Origin of the sequence: Pararoseomonas baculiformis (assembly GCF_017813395.1) — a bacterium.
GTDB classification, from domain to species: Bacteria; Pseudomonadota; Alphaproteobacteria; order Acetobacterales; family Acetobacteraceae; genus Roseomonas; species Roseomonas baculiformis.
Genome location: NZ_JAGIZB010000004.1, coordinates 165,398 through 182,423, shown reverse-complemented (window position 1 = coordinate 182,423; position 17,026 = coordinate 165,398). Strand labels below are relative to the sequence as shown.

16 protein-coding genes are annotated in these 17,026 nt (G+C 68.1%); 12 read left to right on the top strand and 4 right to left on the bottom strand.

From position 1 onward, the window contains the following. Positions 1 to 60: 60 nt before the first annotated feature. From J8J14_RS05710 to J8J14_RS05675, 8 genes are all read left to right on the top strand, one after another. The gene (locus tag J8J14_RS05710) at positions 61 to 873 is read left to right on the top strand and encodes a transglutaminase domain-containing protein (protein ID WP_209378496.1); all 813 of its coding nucleotides are present in this window, start codon (positions 61 to 63) and stop codon (positions 871 to 873) included. Beyond that, complete coding sequence (locus tag J8J14_RS05705) at positions 870 to 1,631, top strand: N-formylglutamate amidohydrolase (RefSeq protein WP_209378495.1); 762 nt, start codon at positions 870 to 872, stop codon at positions 1,629 to 1,631. The genes J8J14_RS05710 and J8J14_RS05705 overlap by 4 nt, the downstream gene beginning before the upstream one ends. A gap of 77 nt (positions 1,632 to 1,708) precedes the next feature. Beyond that, the gene (locus J8J14_RS05700; protein WP_245215438.1) at positions 1,709 to 2,356 is read left to right on the top strand and encodes a YitT family protein; all 648 of its coding nucleotides are present in this window, start codon (positions 1,709 to 1,711) and stop codon (positions 2,354 to 2,356) included. Between the two features lie 102 nt (positions 2,357 to 2,458). Further along, positions 2,459 to 3,808 carry a carbohydrate porin gene (locus tag J8J14_RS05695; RefSeq protein WP_209378494.1) on the top strand — a complete coding sequence of 450 codons (1,350 nt, stop codon included), beginning with the start codon at positions 2,459 to 2,461 and terminating at the stop codon, positions 3,806 to 3,808. A 249-nt stretch (positions 3,809 to 4,057) separates the two neighbouring features. Next, the gene (locus J8J14_RS05690) at positions 4,058 to 5,617 is read left to right on the top strand and encodes an aldolase catalytic domain-containing protein (RefSeq protein ID WP_209378493.1); all 1,560 of its coding nucleotides are present in this window, start codon (positions 4,058 to 4,060) and stop codon (positions 5,615 to 5,617) included. Between the two features lie 25 nt (positions 5,618 to 5,642). Continuing rightward, positions 5,643 to 6,326 (top strand): HAD family hydrolase, encoded by a 684-nt coding sequence (locus J8J14_RS05685; RefSeq protein ID WP_209378492.1) that lies wholly within the window; start codon positions 5,643 to 5,645, stop codon positions 6,324 to 6,326. A gap of 14 nt (positions 6,327 to 6,340) precedes the next feature. Next, positions 6,341 to 7,039, top strand: coding sequence for an acylneuraminate cytidylyltransferase family protein (locus J8J14_RS05680; protein WP_209378491.1), 699 nt, complete (start codon positions 6,341 to 6,343; stop codon positions 7,037 to 7,039). A 4-nt stretch (positions 7,040 to 7,043) separates the two neighbouring features. Next, on the top strand, positions 7,044 to 7,790 hold the full coding sequence (locus J8J14_RS05675; RefSeq protein WP_209378490.1) for a hypothetical protein: 747 nt from the start codon (positions 7,044 to 7,046) through the stop codon (positions 7,788 to 7,790). Positions 7,791 to 7,868: 78 nt separating this feature from the next. Here the strand turns inward: J8J14_RS05675 and J8J14_RS05670 are convergent, their stop codons facing one another. The 4 genes from J8J14_RS05670 to J8J14_RS05655 form a co-directional block, all read right to left on the bottom strand. Next, positions 7,869 to 8,600, bottom strand: a complete 732-nt coding sequence (locus J8J14_RS05670) for a glycosyltransferase family 2 protein (protein WP_209378489.1) — start codon at positions 8,598 to 8,600, stop codon at positions 7,869 to 7,871. Then, positions 8,597 to 10,213, bottom strand: a complete 1,617-nt coding sequence (locus J8J14_RS05665; protein ID WP_209378488.1) for a phosphotransferase family protein — start codon at positions 10,211 to 10,213, stop codon at positions 8,597 to 8,599. The genes J8J14_RS05670 and J8J14_RS05665 overlap by 4 nt, the downstream gene beginning before the upstream one ends. After that, positions 10,210 to 10,590: an HAD family hydrolase gene (locus J8J14_RS05660; RefSeq protein ID WP_209378487.1), complete on the bottom strand. Its 381-nt coding sequence runs from the start codon at positions 10,588 to 10,590 to the stop codon at positions 10,210 to 10,212. Before J8J14_RS05660 ends, J8J14_RS05665 begins: the two co-directional genes overlap by 4 nt. A 144-nt stretch (positions 10,591 to 10,734) precedes the next feature. Next, complete coding sequence (locus J8J14_RS05655) at positions 10,735 to 12,822, bottom strand: tetratricopeptide repeat protein (protein ID WP_209378486.1); 2,088 nt, start codon at positions 12,820 to 12,822, stop codon at positions 10,735 to 10,737. Positions 12,823 to 13,257: 435 nt separating this feature from the next. Here J8J14_RS05655 and J8J14_RS05650 point away from each other — a divergent pair, with 435 nt between their 5' ends. The 4 genes from J8J14_RS05650 to J8J14_RS05635 all read left to right on the top strand — a co-directional run bounded on the left by J8J14_RS05650 (position 13,258) and on the right by J8J14_RS05635 (position 17,009). After that, the gene (locus tag J8J14_RS05650) at positions 13,258 to 14,619 is read left to right on the top strand and encodes a DUF1800 domain-containing protein (protein WP_209378485.1); all 1,362 of its coding nucleotides are present in this window, start codon (positions 13,258 to 13,260) and stop codon (positions 14,617 to 14,619) included. Next, complete coding sequence (locus J8J14_RS05645; protein ID WP_209378484.1) at positions 14,616 to 15,809, top strand: DUF1501 domain-containing protein; 1,194 nt, start codon at positions 14,616 to 14,618, stop codon at positions 15,807 to 15,809. The genes J8J14_RS05650 and J8J14_RS05645 overlap by 4 nt, the downstream gene beginning before the upstream one ends. A 136-nt stretch (positions 15,810 to 15,945) precedes the next feature. Next, positions 15,946 to 16,710: a DUF1194 domain-containing protein gene (locus tag J8J14_RS05640; RefSeq protein WP_209378483.1), complete on the top strand. Its 765-nt coding sequence runs from the start codon at positions 15,946 to 15,948 to the stop codon at positions 16,708 to 16,710. Positions 16,711 to 16,757: 47 nt separating this feature from the next. Next, positions 16,758 to 17,009 carry a hypothetical protein gene (locus J8J14_RS05635; RefSeq protein WP_209378482.1) on the top strand — a complete coding sequence of 84 codons (252 nt, stop codon included), beginning with the start codon at positions 16,758 to 16,760 and terminating at the stop codon, positions 17,007 to 17,009. The last annotated feature ends 17 nt before the right edge of the window (positions 17,010 to 17,026 follow it).

The following is a 17,026-nucleotide window of genomic DNA, read 5'->3' as shown; positions in this document are numbered from 1 at the left end:
TCCATCCAGCCGGCGCGGAGATGCCCCGTGCCCACCCCACCTGACCGGAGACGCCCGCCGATGAAGATCCATGCCGGCTACGACATCACCTATGAATGCCCCGGCCCCACGCCGATGATCCTGGCGCTGAGCGTTCATCCCTCCCGCATGCCGGATGTTCTCGGGCCGCATCAGATCCGCTTCGATCCGCCGATCGGCGCGACGGAGTATCGCGACGGCTTCGGCAATATCTGCCACCGCATCGTCGCGCCACGGGGGCGGCTGACCATCTCCACGCGCTTTGACGTGCTGGATCCCGGCGTGCCGGATGTCTATGCGCCGGAGGCGCGGCAGCTGCCGGTGGAGGAACTGCCCGACGAGGCGCTCGTGTTCCTCCTTGCCAGCCGCTACTGCGAGACGGACCGTCTCTCGGACCTCGCATGGTCCCTGTTCGGCGGCACGGAGCCAGGCTGGGCGCGGGTGCAGGCCATCTGCGACTACGCGCATGACCGCATCCAGTTCGGCTACGAGCACGCGGATGTCTTCCGCACCGCCCATGGCGGCAATGTGGACCGCGTGGGCGTATGCCGGGATTACGCGCATCTCGCCGTCACGCTCTGCCGCTGCATGAACATCCCGGCGCGCTACTGCACCGGCTATCTGGGGGATATCGGCGTGCCGTTGTCGGATGCGGCGATGGATTTTTCCGCCTGGTTCGAGGTTTATCTCGGCGGGCACTGGTACACCTTCGATGCGCGGCACAACGTCCCCCGCATCGGCCGCATCCTGATGGCGCGTGGCCGCGACGCGGCGGATGTGGCCATGACCACCACCTTCGGGCCCTGCCAGCTGGCGGGCTTCCATGTGACGACCGAGGAGGTGAAGGCCGGGTGAGCGATCCCGCGCCTGTCACGCTGCTGAACGCGGAAGGCGGCTCGCCCTTCATCCTGCTCTGCGAGCACGCATCGAACCACATCCCGGCGCGCCATGCCGGGCTGGGCCTGCCGGAGAGCGAGCTGGGGCGGCACATCGCCTGGGATATCGGCGCCGCATCCCTGGCCCGGCGCCTCTCCGCCCTGCTGGACGCGCCGCTGCTCCTTTCCGGCGTGTCGCGCCTGGTCATCGACCTGAACCGTCCCCCGGGCGTGCCGACCAGCATCCCGGAGCGCAGCGAGGACACGGTGATCCCCGGCAACCTGGCCATCGGGCCGGAGGAGCGCGAGGCGCGAGAGGCCGCTTGGTTCCATCACTATCACCAGGCGGTCACAGCCCTGCTCGACCGGCGGAAGGAGAGGGGAAGGCCGGCGATTGTCGTCGGGGTGCACAGCTTCACCCCGCGGTTCCAGGGCGTGGACCGGCCCTGGCATGCCGGCGTGCTGTTCGGGGCGGCGGCCATGTTCGGGCGCGGCCTCGCCGCAGCGATCGCGGAGGACACGGCGCTGGTGGTGGGAGAGAACGAGCCCTACCGGATCGAGCCGGGCGTGTTCGACTATACCGTGCCGGTGCACGGCGATGCGCGAGGGCTGGATGCCGTGCTGATCGAGGTGCGGCAGGACCTTCTGGGCGATGCGGCGGGAATCGAGGCCTGGGCGCTGCGCCTGGCCTCCGCCCTCGGCAAGGCGGCGGGACGCTATCCGCCCGGGGAAAGCTGACCGCATTCTTTTGCTGCGGCGCGGCAGGGACTTGGGTATAGGTCAGCCCATCTGACCGATCCCTCCGGAAGATCGCCTTGCAGCAACATCCCCGCCCCGTACCCGGCCCTGCCGGAGTGTCCCTGCCCTCCTCCCCGCACAGGGGTTACGAGGACGCCGCGGCGCTCCTGCTGGGCTGCTCCATGGTGGGGCTCGGCCTGGTTCTCTATGGCGAGGCGCGGATCGTGACGAGCGGCTTGGCAGGGCTGGCGCTGCTGCTCGGCTACGCGACGCCGCTCGATTCCGGCCTGCTGTTCTTCGCCTTGAATATTCCGTTCCTAAGCCTGGGATGGCGGCGAATGGGGGCGCGCGTGCTGCTGCGCACCGTGGTCGCCATCGCGGCGGTCTCCCTTCTCGCGCGCTACTCGCCGGCCTGGCTCGGCATCGCCCATGTCTCCCCGCTCTATGCGGCCCTGATGGGAGGAATCCTGATGGGAATGGGGGTGCTGGCCCTGATGCGCCACCGCACCGGGCTTGGCGGCATCAATCTGCTGGCGATGGACCTGCAGGAAAGGCGGGGCTGGCGGGCTGGCTATGTGCAGATGGGCTTCGATGCGCTGGTGCTGCTCGGCGCCTGCTTCGTGCTGGATTGGAACCAGGTCGCGCTCTCCCTGTTCGGTGCTCTGGTGCTCAACCTGATCCTGGCGATGAACCACAAGCCTGGCCGCTATCTCGGGGTGAGCTAAGCTGTCCGGAGTCTGATCGCCGCGGCGGCCTTTGGCTCGTCCTGTCCCGCATCGCGCCGCGCATCGGAACACACCGCCCTTGGGCCGGCCGGAGTAGGAAGAATGGCAAGCACCACACGGGCCCTTGGGCGCGGGGCGCGGGGCATGGCCCGTTCAGCGAGGCCCTTCCTGCTCTCCATGGCGATCCTGGCCAGCAGCGCCTGGGCCTTCCCAGGTTCGCGGGCCGAGGGCAACGGCCCCGATTTCTCCGAAAACCTGACCGGCGATTGGGGCGGACAGCGGAGCGCCCTGGCGGCGCGGGGGCTTGAGCTTCGCCTGGACTACACGGGCGAGGTGCTCGGCAATCTGGATGGGGGCGTGCGGCGCGGCGCCATCTATGAGGGTGCGGTCCGGCTGGGTGTCACGCTCGACCTGGAACGGGCCATGGGATGGACGGGCGGGAAGCTGCAGGCCGATGCGCTACAAACCCATGGCCAGGGCCTGTCCGAGCATTACCTGGGCAATCTGCTGACCGTGAGCAGCATCGAGGCCGCACCCTCCACGCGCCTGTATACGGCTTGGTTCGAACAGTCGCTGTTCAGCGATTTTGCCTCGCTGCGCATCGGCCAGTTGCTGGCGGATGAGGAATTCCTGGTCAGCGAACAGGCAGGCCTTTTCGTCAATGCCACCTTCGGATGGCCCGCCATCGCCGGGGCCGGCTTGCGTGGCGGTGGGCCGGCCTATCCGCTCGCGACGCCTGGTATCCGGATCCGGCTGGGAGCGCCCGAGGCGACCTATCTCGCGTTCGGCGCATTCAACGGCGATCCAGCGGGCGGGCGCTCGGGCGATCCACAGCGGCGCAACCGGAATGGACTGCTTTTCCCGGTGGGCGACGACGCCTTCCTGATCGGTGAGGTCGGACACGGGGTCGAGCGGGGCATCACCGGCCTGCCCGCCACCTTGAAGTTCGGCGGCTGGTATCACACCGGGCGCTACCAGGACCTGGGCGCAGCGCTTGAGGGCGAGCCCTCGATGCGCCGGGGCAATTACGGCCTCTATGCCCTGGCCGATGCCCAGCTCTGGCGGCCCCAGGGGCAGGAGGACGGGGGGATAGGCGCCTTCTTCCGGGTGGTTGGCACCCCGGCTCGCCTCAACCCGATCGATCTCTATCTGGATGCTGGCCTGACCTATAAGGGGCCGTTGCCGGGCCGTCCGGAGGATGTGCTTGGCCTCGGCGTCGCCTATGCCCAGGTTTCGGGGGCGGCCCGGCGGCGGGACCGCGAGGCCCGGTTGCTTGACGACCTCGGCGGCGCCTTGCGCCGGCAGGAGGCGTTGGTGGAGCTGACCTACGCGGCGCAGCTCCAGCCCGGCTGGCTGCTACAGCCCGTGGCGCAGTATGTTGTGCATCCCGGCGCCGAGGCCGGGATACGCAATGCGCTTGTCCTGGGTATGCGCACGGCCTTGAGCTTCTGACCGGGCGCCGGGGACCCGTTTCCGAGGGGGGGCGAGGTCTCCTCACCTCTGCTCACGTTCGTGTGAGGTCTGCACCAAATGGGGTAGCCAGGCCCGTTCCGCCGCCCGTACCAACTCGCCTCGTGTGCAAGCCGGGCTTCATGCCGGAGGGGTGGACCACTGCCTCCGGTGATTGCAGATTGCCCACCGTGGGTTGCATGGCTAGGTTCCGCCATTGTGCGGCGCGGCATGCCCGGTGGAGAGATGGCAATGGTTCAGGTCCTGGACTGCACCTTCCGTGATGGTGGGTACTATACCTCCTGGGACTTCGATCCCCGCCTTGTCGATACCTATATGGACAGCGTGGCCCGGCTTCCAATCGACCATGTCGAGGTCGGCTATGTGAACGACCGGCTGTCCGGCTACTATGGCGAGTACTTCTTCCTCACGGCCGACAAGCTTCAGGCGCTGCGCGAGCGGCTGCGGCCCGAGCAGAAGCTGCTGGTGATGATCGACGCCAAGGCGGTGGAGCCGGAGCGCGTGCCCGCCCTGTTTGGCCCGCTGGTCGGCATCATCGACATGGTGCGCATCGCCTGCTCGCCGGCCCAGCTGCCGCACGGGCTTTCGCTGGCGCGCGAGTTGAAGAAGATCGGGCTGCAGGTCGGCTTCAACGTGATGTACCTGTCCACCTTCAAGGACAATCTCGACCACATCCGCCTCGCGATCGAGAGCCAGGATGCCTATGACGCCCTGTCCCTGGTGGATTCCTATGGCGGCGTGACGCCGAGCGAGGTGTCCCGCCTGTTCCGCGAGCTGCGCGAGCGCATGCCGGGCTTCTCCATTGGCTTCCACGGGCATGACAACATGTGCCTGGCCTTCGCCAACACGCTGGCGGCGATCGAGGCGGGCGCCGACATCGTGGATGGCACCTTCACGGGCATGGGCCGCGGGGCCGGCAACGCGAAGACCGAGACGATCCTCATCCAGCTCGCGCGCGAGGGGAAGAACGCCCCGCTGGACCACCAGGCGCTTTCCGCCGTCGTCGCGCCCTTCGAGGCGATGCAGCGCGAGCAGGGCTGGGGCACGAACCTGCCCTACATGATCTCGGGGGCGAACAACCTGCCCCAGAAGGACGTGATGGATTGGCTGGCGAAGAACCGCTACTCCGTCCTTTCCATCGTGCAGGCGCTGCAGCGCCAGGGCGGCCAGGACGTGGACAACGCCGTCTACCCGGATGTCTCCACCCTCGGCATGAGGGCGGGGGATGTGCTGCTGGTGGGTGGCGGCCCCTCGGTGAACCGCCATTGCACCGCTATCGCGCGGCTGGTCGCGCAGCATGATCCGGTGGTGATCTTCTCCTCCTCGCGGCATCTCGACATCGCGGGCCAGATCGGTGGCCGCCAGCTTCTCTGCCTGCCTGGCCATGATGCCTTCCGCGCGCCGGCCGAAGCGATGGCGGGCGTTGCCGCCGCCGTGGTTCCCGCCCCGCCCCGCGTGCCGGGCTGCGTGCCTGAGGGGCTGAAGGCAAAGGTCGTCCAGGCCCGCTCCTTCGAGACGGATGAGGGTCATCTCGGCCCGGTTTCCGACAACAGCCCGCTGGCCCTTGCCCTGGGTGCCGCCCTTAGCCTCGGCGCGCGCCGTTGCTTCCTGGTTGGCTTCGACGGCTACACCATGGCCTCGGCCGCCGAGCAGGAGCTCTCGCGCGAGGTCCAGACGGTGCTGGACTCCTTCGCGGCCCATCCGGGTGGCGCGGAGCTCTCCAGCCTTACGCCCACGCGCTACCGCGTGAAGCAGGGCTCGATCCATGGGCTGATCGCGGAAGTCGCCTGACGTCTTCACCCCAGGGCTCCTCCGAATGACCAGGCCGCAGCCGGACGCCGTCGTGTTTGATTGCGACGGCGTCCTTCTTGTCTCCAACACCCTGAAGGTCGCGGTGTTCCGCGAGGCGCTGGCGGAGAAGGGTTTCCACCCCGACGACATCGCCCGTTTCTCGCGCTACCAGGCCGCGAATTTCGGCACGTCCCGCTACCGGCTCTTCGAGCATTTCCTCAGCTGGGGGGATCTGAAGATCCGGCCGGACGCGGATCGCGACGCGTTGGTGCAGGGCTATGCCCGCCTTCTGCGGAGCCGCTACACGCGCTGCGCCAGCACCCCGCATATGCGCGAGGTGCTGGATGGGCTGGCGGCACGCGGCGTGCCGCTCTTCGTCGTCTCCGGATCGGATGGGGTCGAGCTTCGGGAGGTTTTCGCGGAACGCGGACTGGCCGGGCGGTTCCGTGCCATCCACGGCTCTCCCGCGACCAAGACCGAAAACCTCAAGCTCGTCGCGGGGGAGCTGGGCCTGCCACTTCCTCTGGCTGATACCTGGTTCATCGGGGATGCCGAGGCCGACTTCAGGGCGGCGCAATCCGTTGGGGCCCGCTTTGCCTATGCCGACCATTTCTCCACGGCCAAGCCGCGGATGCGTGCCCTGGCCGCCGAGCACGGCTTTCCCATGATCCGCGATCTGCGCGGACTGCCCGCCCTTCTTGACGCCTGAAGCCACGGAACCCAATGCCCGTCACCGCCTTCCTTCCCTGCCGCGCCGGCAGCCAGCGCGTGCCGCACAAGAACACGCGCCCCTTCGCGGATCGTCAGGACGGGCTGCTGGGCATCAAGCTGGAGCAGCTGTTGTCCTGCCCCGTCATCGATGTCGTCGTGCTCTCCACCAACGACCCTGAGGTGGAGGCGATCGCGGCGCCGCATGTGGCGGGATCGGATGGGCGGCTGCGGCTGGACCGGCGGCCGGACCATCTCTGCTCATCCAGCACCTCGACGGATGAGGTGATCGGCTATGTGCCCTCCGTCATCCCCGAAGGCGACGTGCTGTGGACCCATGTGACCAGCCCCTTCTTCGGGGCGCCGGAATACGCGGCCGCGATCGCGACCTACCAGGCAGCGCGCGCCGCGGGAACGCATGACAGCCTGATGGGCGTGACCGAGTTGCGGACCTTCATCTGGAACGCGAAGAACTCGGTGAACTATGACCGCTCCGTGGAGAAATGGCCGCGTACGCAGACCCTTGCGCCGCTCTACGAGGTGAACAGCTCGATCTTCATCGCGAATGCGGAAACCTACCGCACCCAGGGGGACCGGATCGGCGCCACGCCGCTGCTCTACGCCATCCCGAAGGACAAAACGGTGGATGTGGACTGGGAGGAGGATTTCATCATCGCCGCCGAGCTCTGGCGCCTGCGGGGCGGGAAGGGGTAGCACCATGGCCTATGTTTTCGTCTGCACGCCGACCTCCGGGACTGCGTCGATGCTGCGCATCCTGCAGGCCATCGCCGGGCCTGACCTGCGCCTGAAGGCCGCCAACGGTCCCGCTTCCCTCGAGAAGAAGGAGAACGTGACCTTCCTCGACGCGAAGGCGAACAACGTCCTCTACTGGTTCCGCGGGCCGCGGCACTGGGACGCCTCGCTCGACGTCTCGGCCTTCCGCATCATCGCCCATTTCCGCGACCCGCGTGACCTGGCGTGCAACCAGTACTGGTGGGCGCTGCAACACCCGAACACGCATGACACGCCCGAAGTGGCGGAGCAGAAGCGCCGGAAGGTCGAGGAACTGGGCATCGACCACTACGTCATGGGCCGGAACAACACCGCCAGTTACGAGATGCTGCGGAGCCTTTCGGATGGACCGCTCGGCGATGCGGTGACCTGGACCTCCTACAACCAGCTCTGCTGTGCCTTCGACTACATGGTCGACAATCTCTGCCGCACCTTCAACCGCGCGCCCTCCATGGTTGCGGAGGCGCTGCGGATCGAGCGGCCGGAGAACCTGTTCGCCAACCCGGACTGGGTGAAGGTGGGCGGCACCTGGAAGGGTTCGGACGTGACGCCCGGACGCTTCCGCCGGGACCTGAAGCCGGAGACGGTGGAAGCGATCACGCAGCGCCATGAGCGGGAGCTGGCCTTCTGCCGCTACCGGGATGCGTCCTTCATGGCGCATCACTACAGCTGAGCCATTGAGCCGACGGCCTGGTGCCGGTGCGGGGCATTCCCTCCGGGGATCCAGCACCCAGGGGTGCGGGATGGATGGTCAGCCCGCCGGTTGTTGTGCCAGCAACGCTTCGTACTCTGCCGGCACGCCGCAGAAGATCACCTTGTCCGCCGCCACCAGATCGTAGTGGATCCGCCCGCCGTGGGTGATGAGGTGGTTGTAGAGGGGGGCTACGTAAAGCTCCGGCGCGCTCGGCTGCTCCCGCTCCTTCCGGAGCGCCTCGTGGAAATCATGCGCCCGCGCGAAATGGTAGAGGCCCGTGCAGCAGAGATCGGAAAGCGGGCGCTTCTCGGCCGTTTCCAGCGCAACCGGCTCCGGTCCGTCGGCGGGACGCACATAGGACCAGTTGGCGCCTGATCCGCGGAACACCTCCAGGTAGCCATCGGATGCCGGCCACCACGGCGCATCCGGGAAGCGGAAGCCCGGGCGGAAGGTGTCGATGTTGAAGATGGTGACCGGCGAATCATCCGGCACGCCAGCCTGGAGGAACCCTAGCTCGACCGTTTCCGCCTGCCCTGCCGTGGGGGCGGTGAGGATGGCCACGCGGGCTTCGCTGATGCCGAGCGTCCGGCATTCCTGTGCGATGAAGGTGGCGGTATCCGCCACGTCCCGGGCGATGAAAAGGAAGGGGTGGCTCGCGAAATAGGCCGCGAAGCTCTCGACCGCATGGGCGAAGACGCTGCGCCCGTGCAGGGGCAGCATGTATTTGGGCCTGTCGTAGCCGGCCTCGGTAAAGCGGCGGGACATGCCCGCCATCGGGATGACGATCATGCCGGCACCTCTTCGAGCATGCCATAGAGGCGCAGCGCATTCGCGATGAAGGCGCGCTGCCGGTCAGGGCGGTCGGAATGCAGAGGGATCATGGAAAGGAACAGGCCGGTCATCACGGCATGGACCTCCCGGCGCAGCGCATCGGAGTCGTTCAGCAGGATCTCGTTGAACAGGCGCTGGAGCCAGGCCTGCTGAGGCGTGCGCTCGAAATTGATGGAAAGCCGGTATCCCTCATTGGCGGACATGGTGTAGCGGCCCGCGATGATATGGTCGTACCGGCCGATGATGGAGTGGGCGAGCTTGGCCAGATCGTAGCGCCGGTCGCCATGGATGGAGGCGACGCCGGTGTCGATGTAGCCGCGCGGATCGATGACCTTGATGCGGCATGTCCGCGAATCATACAGGATGTTGCTGAAGCAGAAATCGCCGTGCATCACGGCGGAGGCGCGGTCGGAGCTCCGCTCCAGGATGCCGGTGAGCTCCTTCGCGATGCCCATGAGGGACGGGAAGGGGCGCCCGGCAAAGCTGAGGGGGCGGTCGATCTCGAAGCCGCTGCTCCGGGCGAAATCCTCAAGGCGGCTGACCGTCTTGTCGATGGCGAGCTTGCGCAGGAGCGCCTTCCCGCTATCCGGCCCCTCGTTCCTCGCGCAGAGCGAGAGGAACTCGCCGCAGGACTCGATGGCACGCGTCCACACCGGGCGGCTGAGGGAACCGAAGACGAAAAGCTCCGACAGCGTTGGGATGTACTGGTATTCGGTCTCGTAGAAGGCCAGGCCTTCACTCTCGCCGCTGTCCAGCACGCGTGCCGTGAAGAGCTGGATGCTTGGGGGAACCTGCTGCAGCCAATGGGCTTCCGCGCGCATCTTGTCGCCATCGGCGCTCATCTTACGGGCTGTCCGGCCATCCAGGCGGAGCGTGTTGAAGGAGCGCGCGGTGGTCACGGCCCTGCGGGACCGGAAATAGGTTTGCGCATGGCCGAAGTCGAACCAGTTCTCGACATGCTGGGCCTGGAGGGGGCGCTCCTTCGCGTACAAATTGATACCGGCCACGAAATCGCCGCGCGCGCGCGTGATCGAGCGCACCAGGTTGATGCTGCTGGCAAAGGCGAAATACCCCGCGGCCACGGGCCGGCCCGATGCCCGCTCGCTGCCGGCAGGAAGCGTCTCCAGTGCCCGGACATGGCCCCCGGCCAGATCTGCCTCCGCCCATGAATAGCCGTCGCCATTCTCGGCCAGGGCGATGCTGTCCACGGTATCCAGCGCCAGATCGTCGATCAGCGTGTCCCCATGCAGGATACGGAGGGGCTGGTCCGGCGCGCCGATGGTGTTCACCGCATAGGTGACAGCTTCGCCGAGCTGAAGGTTGTCCGGCACCGGAATGACCGTCACCCCCAGTTCGTCAAGGCGTCGGCGATCTTCGGTCGTGATCTCGTAGCTTTCCGGCAGGGTGAAATAGACCGGCCGCCGGGAGCCGAGCCGGGTGAGGTGGTACTCATACAGCCGGGCCATGCCCACTGGCAGGAAGGCAGGCGGCAGGTTCCCGAACTCGGCCGCCAGCTCGGCGCCGACATAGGCGCCTGACATGATCAGCCAGATCCCGCTCGTGCTGCTCATGGCGCCGAGGTCTTTCCGATAAGAGCGTGGATCTCGTCCAGGCTCAGCTTCACGAACTCGTCCGGCCGGATAGCGCGGTCATCGACATAGAAGCCGTCCGTGCCGCACCAGGGCTTGCCGACATGGATCTCGTCGAAGGGAATGTCGTGCTTCTTCAGCCAGTCCACGATCACGGGCAGGGTGAAGGCGGTGATCTTCCCCACCGAGCCCTTGAAGGTCCGCATGTTCCGCGCGGACTGGATGATGATCTCGAAGCCCTGCGCCTTGTAGCGCCGGATCTGCTCGACAACCTCAAGGTTCGGCTGCTTCTCCGCGTAGGGGACGCCAGGGTCCTCGAGCGTGATGGTGCCGTCCAGGTCAAGTACGAGCCGCTGCATGCCTCAGGGATTCCTGTTGCGGCCGTCGGAGGGGCCAGCTCCTGGCACCCCGCGCCCGCCTGATTCGTCCGGCGAACCATGTCAGGACCGCAGCTGCCCCGAAAGCGCGGGGCGGTGACATGCGGTTGGAAAAAGACGGGCTGCTCATTCCGGCTTTGGCAGGCCTGAGCCCATGGGCCAGACGAAGCTGTTCCTCAGGCGCGCCCATGCGGCGGCAGCGTCAGCCGGAACGGCGCGCCACAGCGCCGCGAAAGGGGCCTTGGCGCGCGCCGCCGCCATGGCTTCCAGCGTGGCGACCACCAGATCGGTCTCGAAGACGTCGAGTTCCTGGCGGCCCGTGAGTTCCTCGGCAAGGGTCTGGCCGAACACGTCAATGGGCAGCTGGTCCGAGAGGAGCGCCGTCGTCTGCGTTCCCCGGAGCAGCCCCGCCGCCACACCCTGGTCGATCACGTGCTCGCCGAGCAGATGCTCGGCGAACTGGCCGCTGGAGCCTGCGAAATACCGCGAGGAACCTTCCCGGCGGAGCCCTTCCCACACGGAGGCGTACTGATCGGCCACCGCCCCGTTCATCATGGCGAAACGGTCATAGAACTTGGTCGATGTGCTCGCGACCAGGCAGATCGGCTCCTGCGCCGCGTAGAGGACATCCTCCCTCTCCAGATGCGTGATCCCGTTGTCGCAGCGCAGCCGGATGACAACGTCGAAGCGCTTGCCGCTCGCCTGCTCGAAGGCGACCTTCTGCTGGTTGCAGGCGTGAATCATGTAGAACATTTTCGCCTGGTTCAGCTTGTTCAGCCAGTGGAGCCCGGGCTTGTCCTTGTACTCGCGGTCGAACGCTGCCTCGTCATGGACCTCGACATGTGGCGTCGAGAAATACTGCCGCAGCTCATCGGCCGTGTGGGATCGCTGCTGGGAGAGCATGGCGCTCACACGCGGAAAACTGCGGGTGTAGAGTTCCTCGCCGAAATGGTCGGGGTTCATGCGGGGCGCCACGCCCGGCGGCAGGCGGCGTACCACCTGGCCGCGCTGGCCGAAGCCCACGCCGGCATCGGCCCAGGTGGAAACAAAGACGGCTGCGTCCATCCCATCGATGACACGCTTTGTCGCGGGCCAGGCATAGCGGTATCCGCGAAGCTGCCCCGAGAGGCAGATCGCGATCTGCGGCTGCCGAAGGAAGGGCAGCCGGCGCGCGGAAACCATGGGGGAGCCGAGCGAAAGGTCGCGGCGCACGGGGCGCTGTCCGGTGCCCTCTACGAAGCGGCGTGCGAGGGTCGCGATACCCGGATCGTCGAGGTGCGGCCCGAGCCGCTCGCTCAACTGCTCCAGATCACTCGCGTGCAAGCCGCCGGCAAGCGCCATGTAGGCGGCCGCGCGCAGCAGCGCGTCCGCCGAGATCCCGTCGGGGTTAGCCGCCGCGCAGAGGCGCCCGGCGTCCTTGTGCCCGCCCGCCAGGCTCAGGAAGACCACCTCTTCCAGCACGAAGGGCGGGTACATCGGGTGGCGCCGGCGCATGGTCCACACGGCCCAGCGGGAAAGGATGGGGCGATGCAATCTCGAAACAGTCGTCCGCACCCGCATGAGGTCCTCTGGAGAGGTATCCTCGGCAAGGAGGTAGCGGCGCAGGACGGTGCTGAAGGCCGCGTCCTTGCCTGCCTTCGCGAGGCTGCCCAGCTGCTTCCTGAGTGGCCCTGAGAGCTTCCTGGCCTGTAGCTGCGCCGTGCCTTCCGCCCATTCCTGCTCGGCCCGGGCAAGCTGCGCGCGCCGTTCGAGCTGGCGCTCGCCGGCATCCATCACGTCCATCGCCTTCCGTGCAATGTCGAAGGCGGCAGCCTCGATGCAGGTCTCAATCCCGAGATGGCCGATGAGGGGCACGCGCTCCTGGCCGGCTTCCGCCGTCGCGCGGCCCATCAGCGCGACAATGGCGGGCACATTCCCGTCCAGGAACCAGCGCTGCGCCAGCTGCCGCGTCGCTTCGGGGTGCCATGGCGAGATCTCGAACGCTCTCTCGATGGAACGTGTCCCGGCGTCCCATTCCCCTTCGGCGGATGCGATGGATGCAGCAAGAAGCAGCGGTTCCGGCGCCGTGGGATGGTCCGCGGCAAGCTCCTTCACGAGCAGGCGGGCATCCCCCATCCGGCGTTGCAGGAGCAGTTCCCTGACCTCCGCCTGGGGCACGCCCCAGGAAACCGCTCGCTCAGGGGCTGCCTTGGCTGGAGCTCGAACTTCACTCAAGGAAGGCTCTTCTCCTCAGGCGGCTTTTCCACGCAGTGGTGGTCCAGCGAGCCTTACGAGGCCGGTCCATGACGCAGCCAAGGCATGCTGTCCTTCACGCGGGCTGATCTAACTTATTGCGCTGCACACAAGCAACACAGGGCCAGCTCGTGCCGGAACCGGCGTGATCCCACGTTCCCAAGAGGCGCTGTCGCGAGTCGCGGGAGGCGAAGCAGGGTTGTCCTTTCATGCCGCGCCGCCTGCCAGAACGCTGGGAACGGCATCGCGGCATCGTGACGCCCGTTGTCCGCGTGGGAATGCAGCCCGAGCCGCGGCCTGCGCAAGCACCAGCCCCACGGGTTGCAAAACTGTGGACAGCGACCCAAGCAGATGGGGGCCTGATCATGCCAGCCTGGAGCGGGGGCGGACGGGCTGTGCCACTTGTTCTCCCGGAGCATGAAGCTGGCTGATCCATCCTCGATTGTCGCGGTCAACCGCTTCGGCCTCGGCGCTGCACCAGGCGAGCTCCGCAGGCTGCTGCCCGATCCGCGCGGCTATGTCCTGAGCCAGCTCGGCCGGCCTGCCGCTCCGGTGGAGCATGAGGGCGACGCGCCCCTGGACACGGCGCGTGGGCTGGAACTCATCATGGAGCGCCGGCGCGCCATTAACGCCCAGAACGCGGCGATCCGCCGGGGGGAGGCCGATCCGGGCACCCGCTTCCTTCGCCCGGGCGACATGGGGCAGCAGGAACTCGGTCTCGCCTTGGAGCGGGCGGCGAAGACCGACCTGCCCCTGGTGGAGCGCCTCGCGCTCTACTGGATGGACCACTTCACCACCACGGGCGGGTTTATCGGCTTCCTCGGCGGCGGGATGGAGCGGGAGGCGATCCGCCCCCACATGCTCGGTCCATTCGCGAACCTTCTCGTGGCGGCCACGCTGCACCCCGCCATGCTATTCTACCTGGACAACCGCAACTCCGCAGGGCCTGGGTCGGTGGTGGGCCTTCGCTCGCGCGGGCGGCGCGGGTTGAACGAGAATCTCGCCCGCGAGGTGCTGGAACTGCATAGCCTCGGCGTGGATGGCGGCTACACGCAGCAGGACGTGATTGCGCTTGCGAAGATCCTCACGGGCTGGACCATCAGCCTCGATGATCCCCCGCCACGCCCGGAGCGTGCGGGCTTCTTCGCCGAATGGCACGAACCCGGTCCCAAGACACTCCTGGGGAAGACCTATGCCCAGGACGGGCCCGGCCAGGCCGTCGCCGCCCTTACCGACCTCGCACGGCACCCCGCGACCGCGCGCTACGTCGCCCGCCGCATGGTGCGGCATTTCGTCGGGCATGGGCTGCCCGGGCTGGAGGCACGGGTCGCCGAGGTCTTCCGCCGCACGGATGGCGATCTCGCCGCCGTCACGCGCAGCCTCGTGACGGATAACGAGGCCTGGGTCCCCCCGCGCAAGGTGCGCTCGCCCATGGAGCTGATCCTGGCCACGTCCCGCCTGCTGGGCGGGCCGCCGCCCCAGCCTCCGGCCGGCCGGGCGCTGGTCGCCCTGGGGCAGCCCTTCTGGCAGGCGCCCTCGCCGAAGGGCTGGCCGATCGAGGATGATGCCTGGGCTGCGCCGGACGCGATCAAGACCAGGCTTGACTGGGCCTCGGAACTGGCGGCCCGTTCCGCTCCCCGGACCGATGCCCGCGCCTTGCTCGAAACCGCCTTCGGCGACGCCGCCAGCGCCGAGACACGGCGCGCGGTGGAGCGCGCGGCCGATGGGCGCCAGGCGCTTGCCCTTCTTCTCCTCTCCCCGGAGTTCCAGAGGCGATGACCCATCCTGTCATGCGCCGCGCCGTCCTCGGCAGCCTCGGTGCGCTCTTCGCCTGGCCCTATGCGCCCCGTCTCGCGCGGGCGGCGGGGCGCGATCCCCGGCTGCTCGTCGTCATCCTGCGCGGCGGGCTGGACGGCATCTCCATGCTCCAGCCCGTGGGCGATCCGGCCTTCGCCGCCCTGCGCGGGGCGGATGCCGGCCACTCCGTCCAGCTCGACAACCTCTTTGCCCTGCACGGCAACATGCCGAAGCTGCTGACCATGTTCCGGGACGGGGAGGCGCTGGCGCTGCATGCCACCCACACCCCCTATCGCGGCCGTTCCCATTTCGACGGGCAGGACGTGCTGGAAAGCGGCCTGCCGCGCGTCACCACCGGCGAGCGCACGGGCTGGCTGAACCGCGCCCTCGTCGCCCTGCCGCGCGGGGAGCGGGTGGTTCCCCCGAAAGGGCTGGCCGTGTCGCCGGTGGTGCCCGTGATCATGCAGGGGCCCGCCCCGGTGGAAACCTGGCAGCTCCAGCGCTTCCGCTATGCCGATGAGGATCTGGTCGCCCGGTTGCTCGACCTCTACGAGGCGCGCGACACGCGCCTGGCCGAGGCGCTGCGCAGCGGTGCCATGCTCGACAACCTCATGCAGGTCACCCCGCCCGGCCAGCCCGGAGAACGCGTGCCGGGCCGCCCGGATTTCGTCACGGAGGCCGCCGCCGCGGCCCGCATCATGGCCCAGCCGGACGGGCCCCGCGTCGCGGCGCTCGGCCTGAACGGATGGGACACGCATGCCGCGCAGGGCACGGCGCGCGGCGCCCTGTCCAACCGCCTCGGTGCGCTGGATGATGCCCTGGCGGCGCTTCGCATCGGGCTTGGGCCGGTCTGGTCCGATACGGTGGTGGTGGTGGCGACCGAGTTCGGCCGCACGGCGCGGCTGAACGGCACGGGCGGCACGGATCACGGCATGGCCACCGCCGCGCTCCTGCTGGGCGGGCGGCTGAAGGGTGGGCGCGTGCTGGCCGACTGGCCCGGGCTCGCACCCCATGAACTGAATGAAGGGCGAGACCTGCGCCCCACCACCGACCTGCGGGCTGTGCTGGCAGGGGTGATGGTGGAGCACCTGCATCTTCCCGCCCGGGCCATCGCTGATGTTTTCCCGGACAGTGCGCCGGTGCGTCCCTATCCCGGGCTCATCCGGGCCTGACCCGCGGAAGGGACTTGGAAAAGGCGAACTCCGCTTTTATGCTGCATCGCACAATAAGCCGCCGGGAACCGGCGGATCCTGCCTTCGGGGGCAGGCAAGAACAGCCGGCCACGGCGCTGCCTCAAGGAACAGAACCATGCAGCGTCGCCAACTCATGCGCCTGTCCGGCGCCGGGGTGCTCTGCGCCCCCCTGACCATCCGCCATGGCCGGGCAGCCACGCCCGAGCCGGTGGATGCCGAACTCATCCTGGCCATCGATGTGAGCCGTTCCATCGATGCCGAGGAGCACGAGACCCAGATGCGCGGCTATGCCAGTGCCTTCCGGGATCCGGATGTCCTCCGCTCCATCATGGGCGGCGAGATCGGTGCCATCGGCTGCTGCCTTTTCACCTGGTCGGATTCCGACAGCCAGGAGGACCTGGTCACCTGGGCCCGCATCGGGGATGCCGCCTCGGCCGAGCGCTTCGCCGCCGCCATCGATGCCGCGCCGCGCCGGACCTGGAGCTACACCTCGATCTCCGGTGCCATGGAACACGCGCTGCGCCTCTATGGGCGCAGCCCCTTCGAGGGCACCCGGCGGGTGCTGGATATCTCCGGGGACGGCATGAACAATTCCGGCCGGCGCCTGGATGGGGTGCGCGCGACGATGCTGGATGCCGGCATCATCGTGAACGGGCTGGCGGTGGTGGACCGTGCCCCCGCCGCGGGAAGCGGCGCGGTCGTGCTGGAGGACTACTACCGGGACGAGGTGATCGGCGGCCCCGGCTCCTTCCTGGTGGTGGCAGAAGGCTTCGAGGCTTTCGACCGTGCCGTGCGGCGGAAGATCGCGCGCGAGGTGGCTGGGCGGGAGCAGGCCAGGCGCTTCGCCGGCCTGGGCAGGGTGGATCGGATGGCGGTCTGATCCGTGTTGGCCCTTCCTCCCGGCCGGCAGTTGCGTTAGCCACGCGCATGGCCCGCCTGACCGTCGTTTCCACCCGTGACTACCGCCAGCACGTCCTCGAGATCGAGGAGCGTGGGAATGGCAGCTGTTCCGTCGTGATCCATCCGCCTGCCCGGCTGGGCAGGCCGCGCCTCGTGGAGCCTGCCGGGGAAGCGAAGCTGCTGATCGACCTGGTGAACCAGGCCAAGGCCGAGATCGACGCCGTGATGGGCCCCAAGCCCCCGCCGCGCCGCCCGGTCATGCGCCGGAACTATGGCTGATCCCGGGGGCCGGGGAG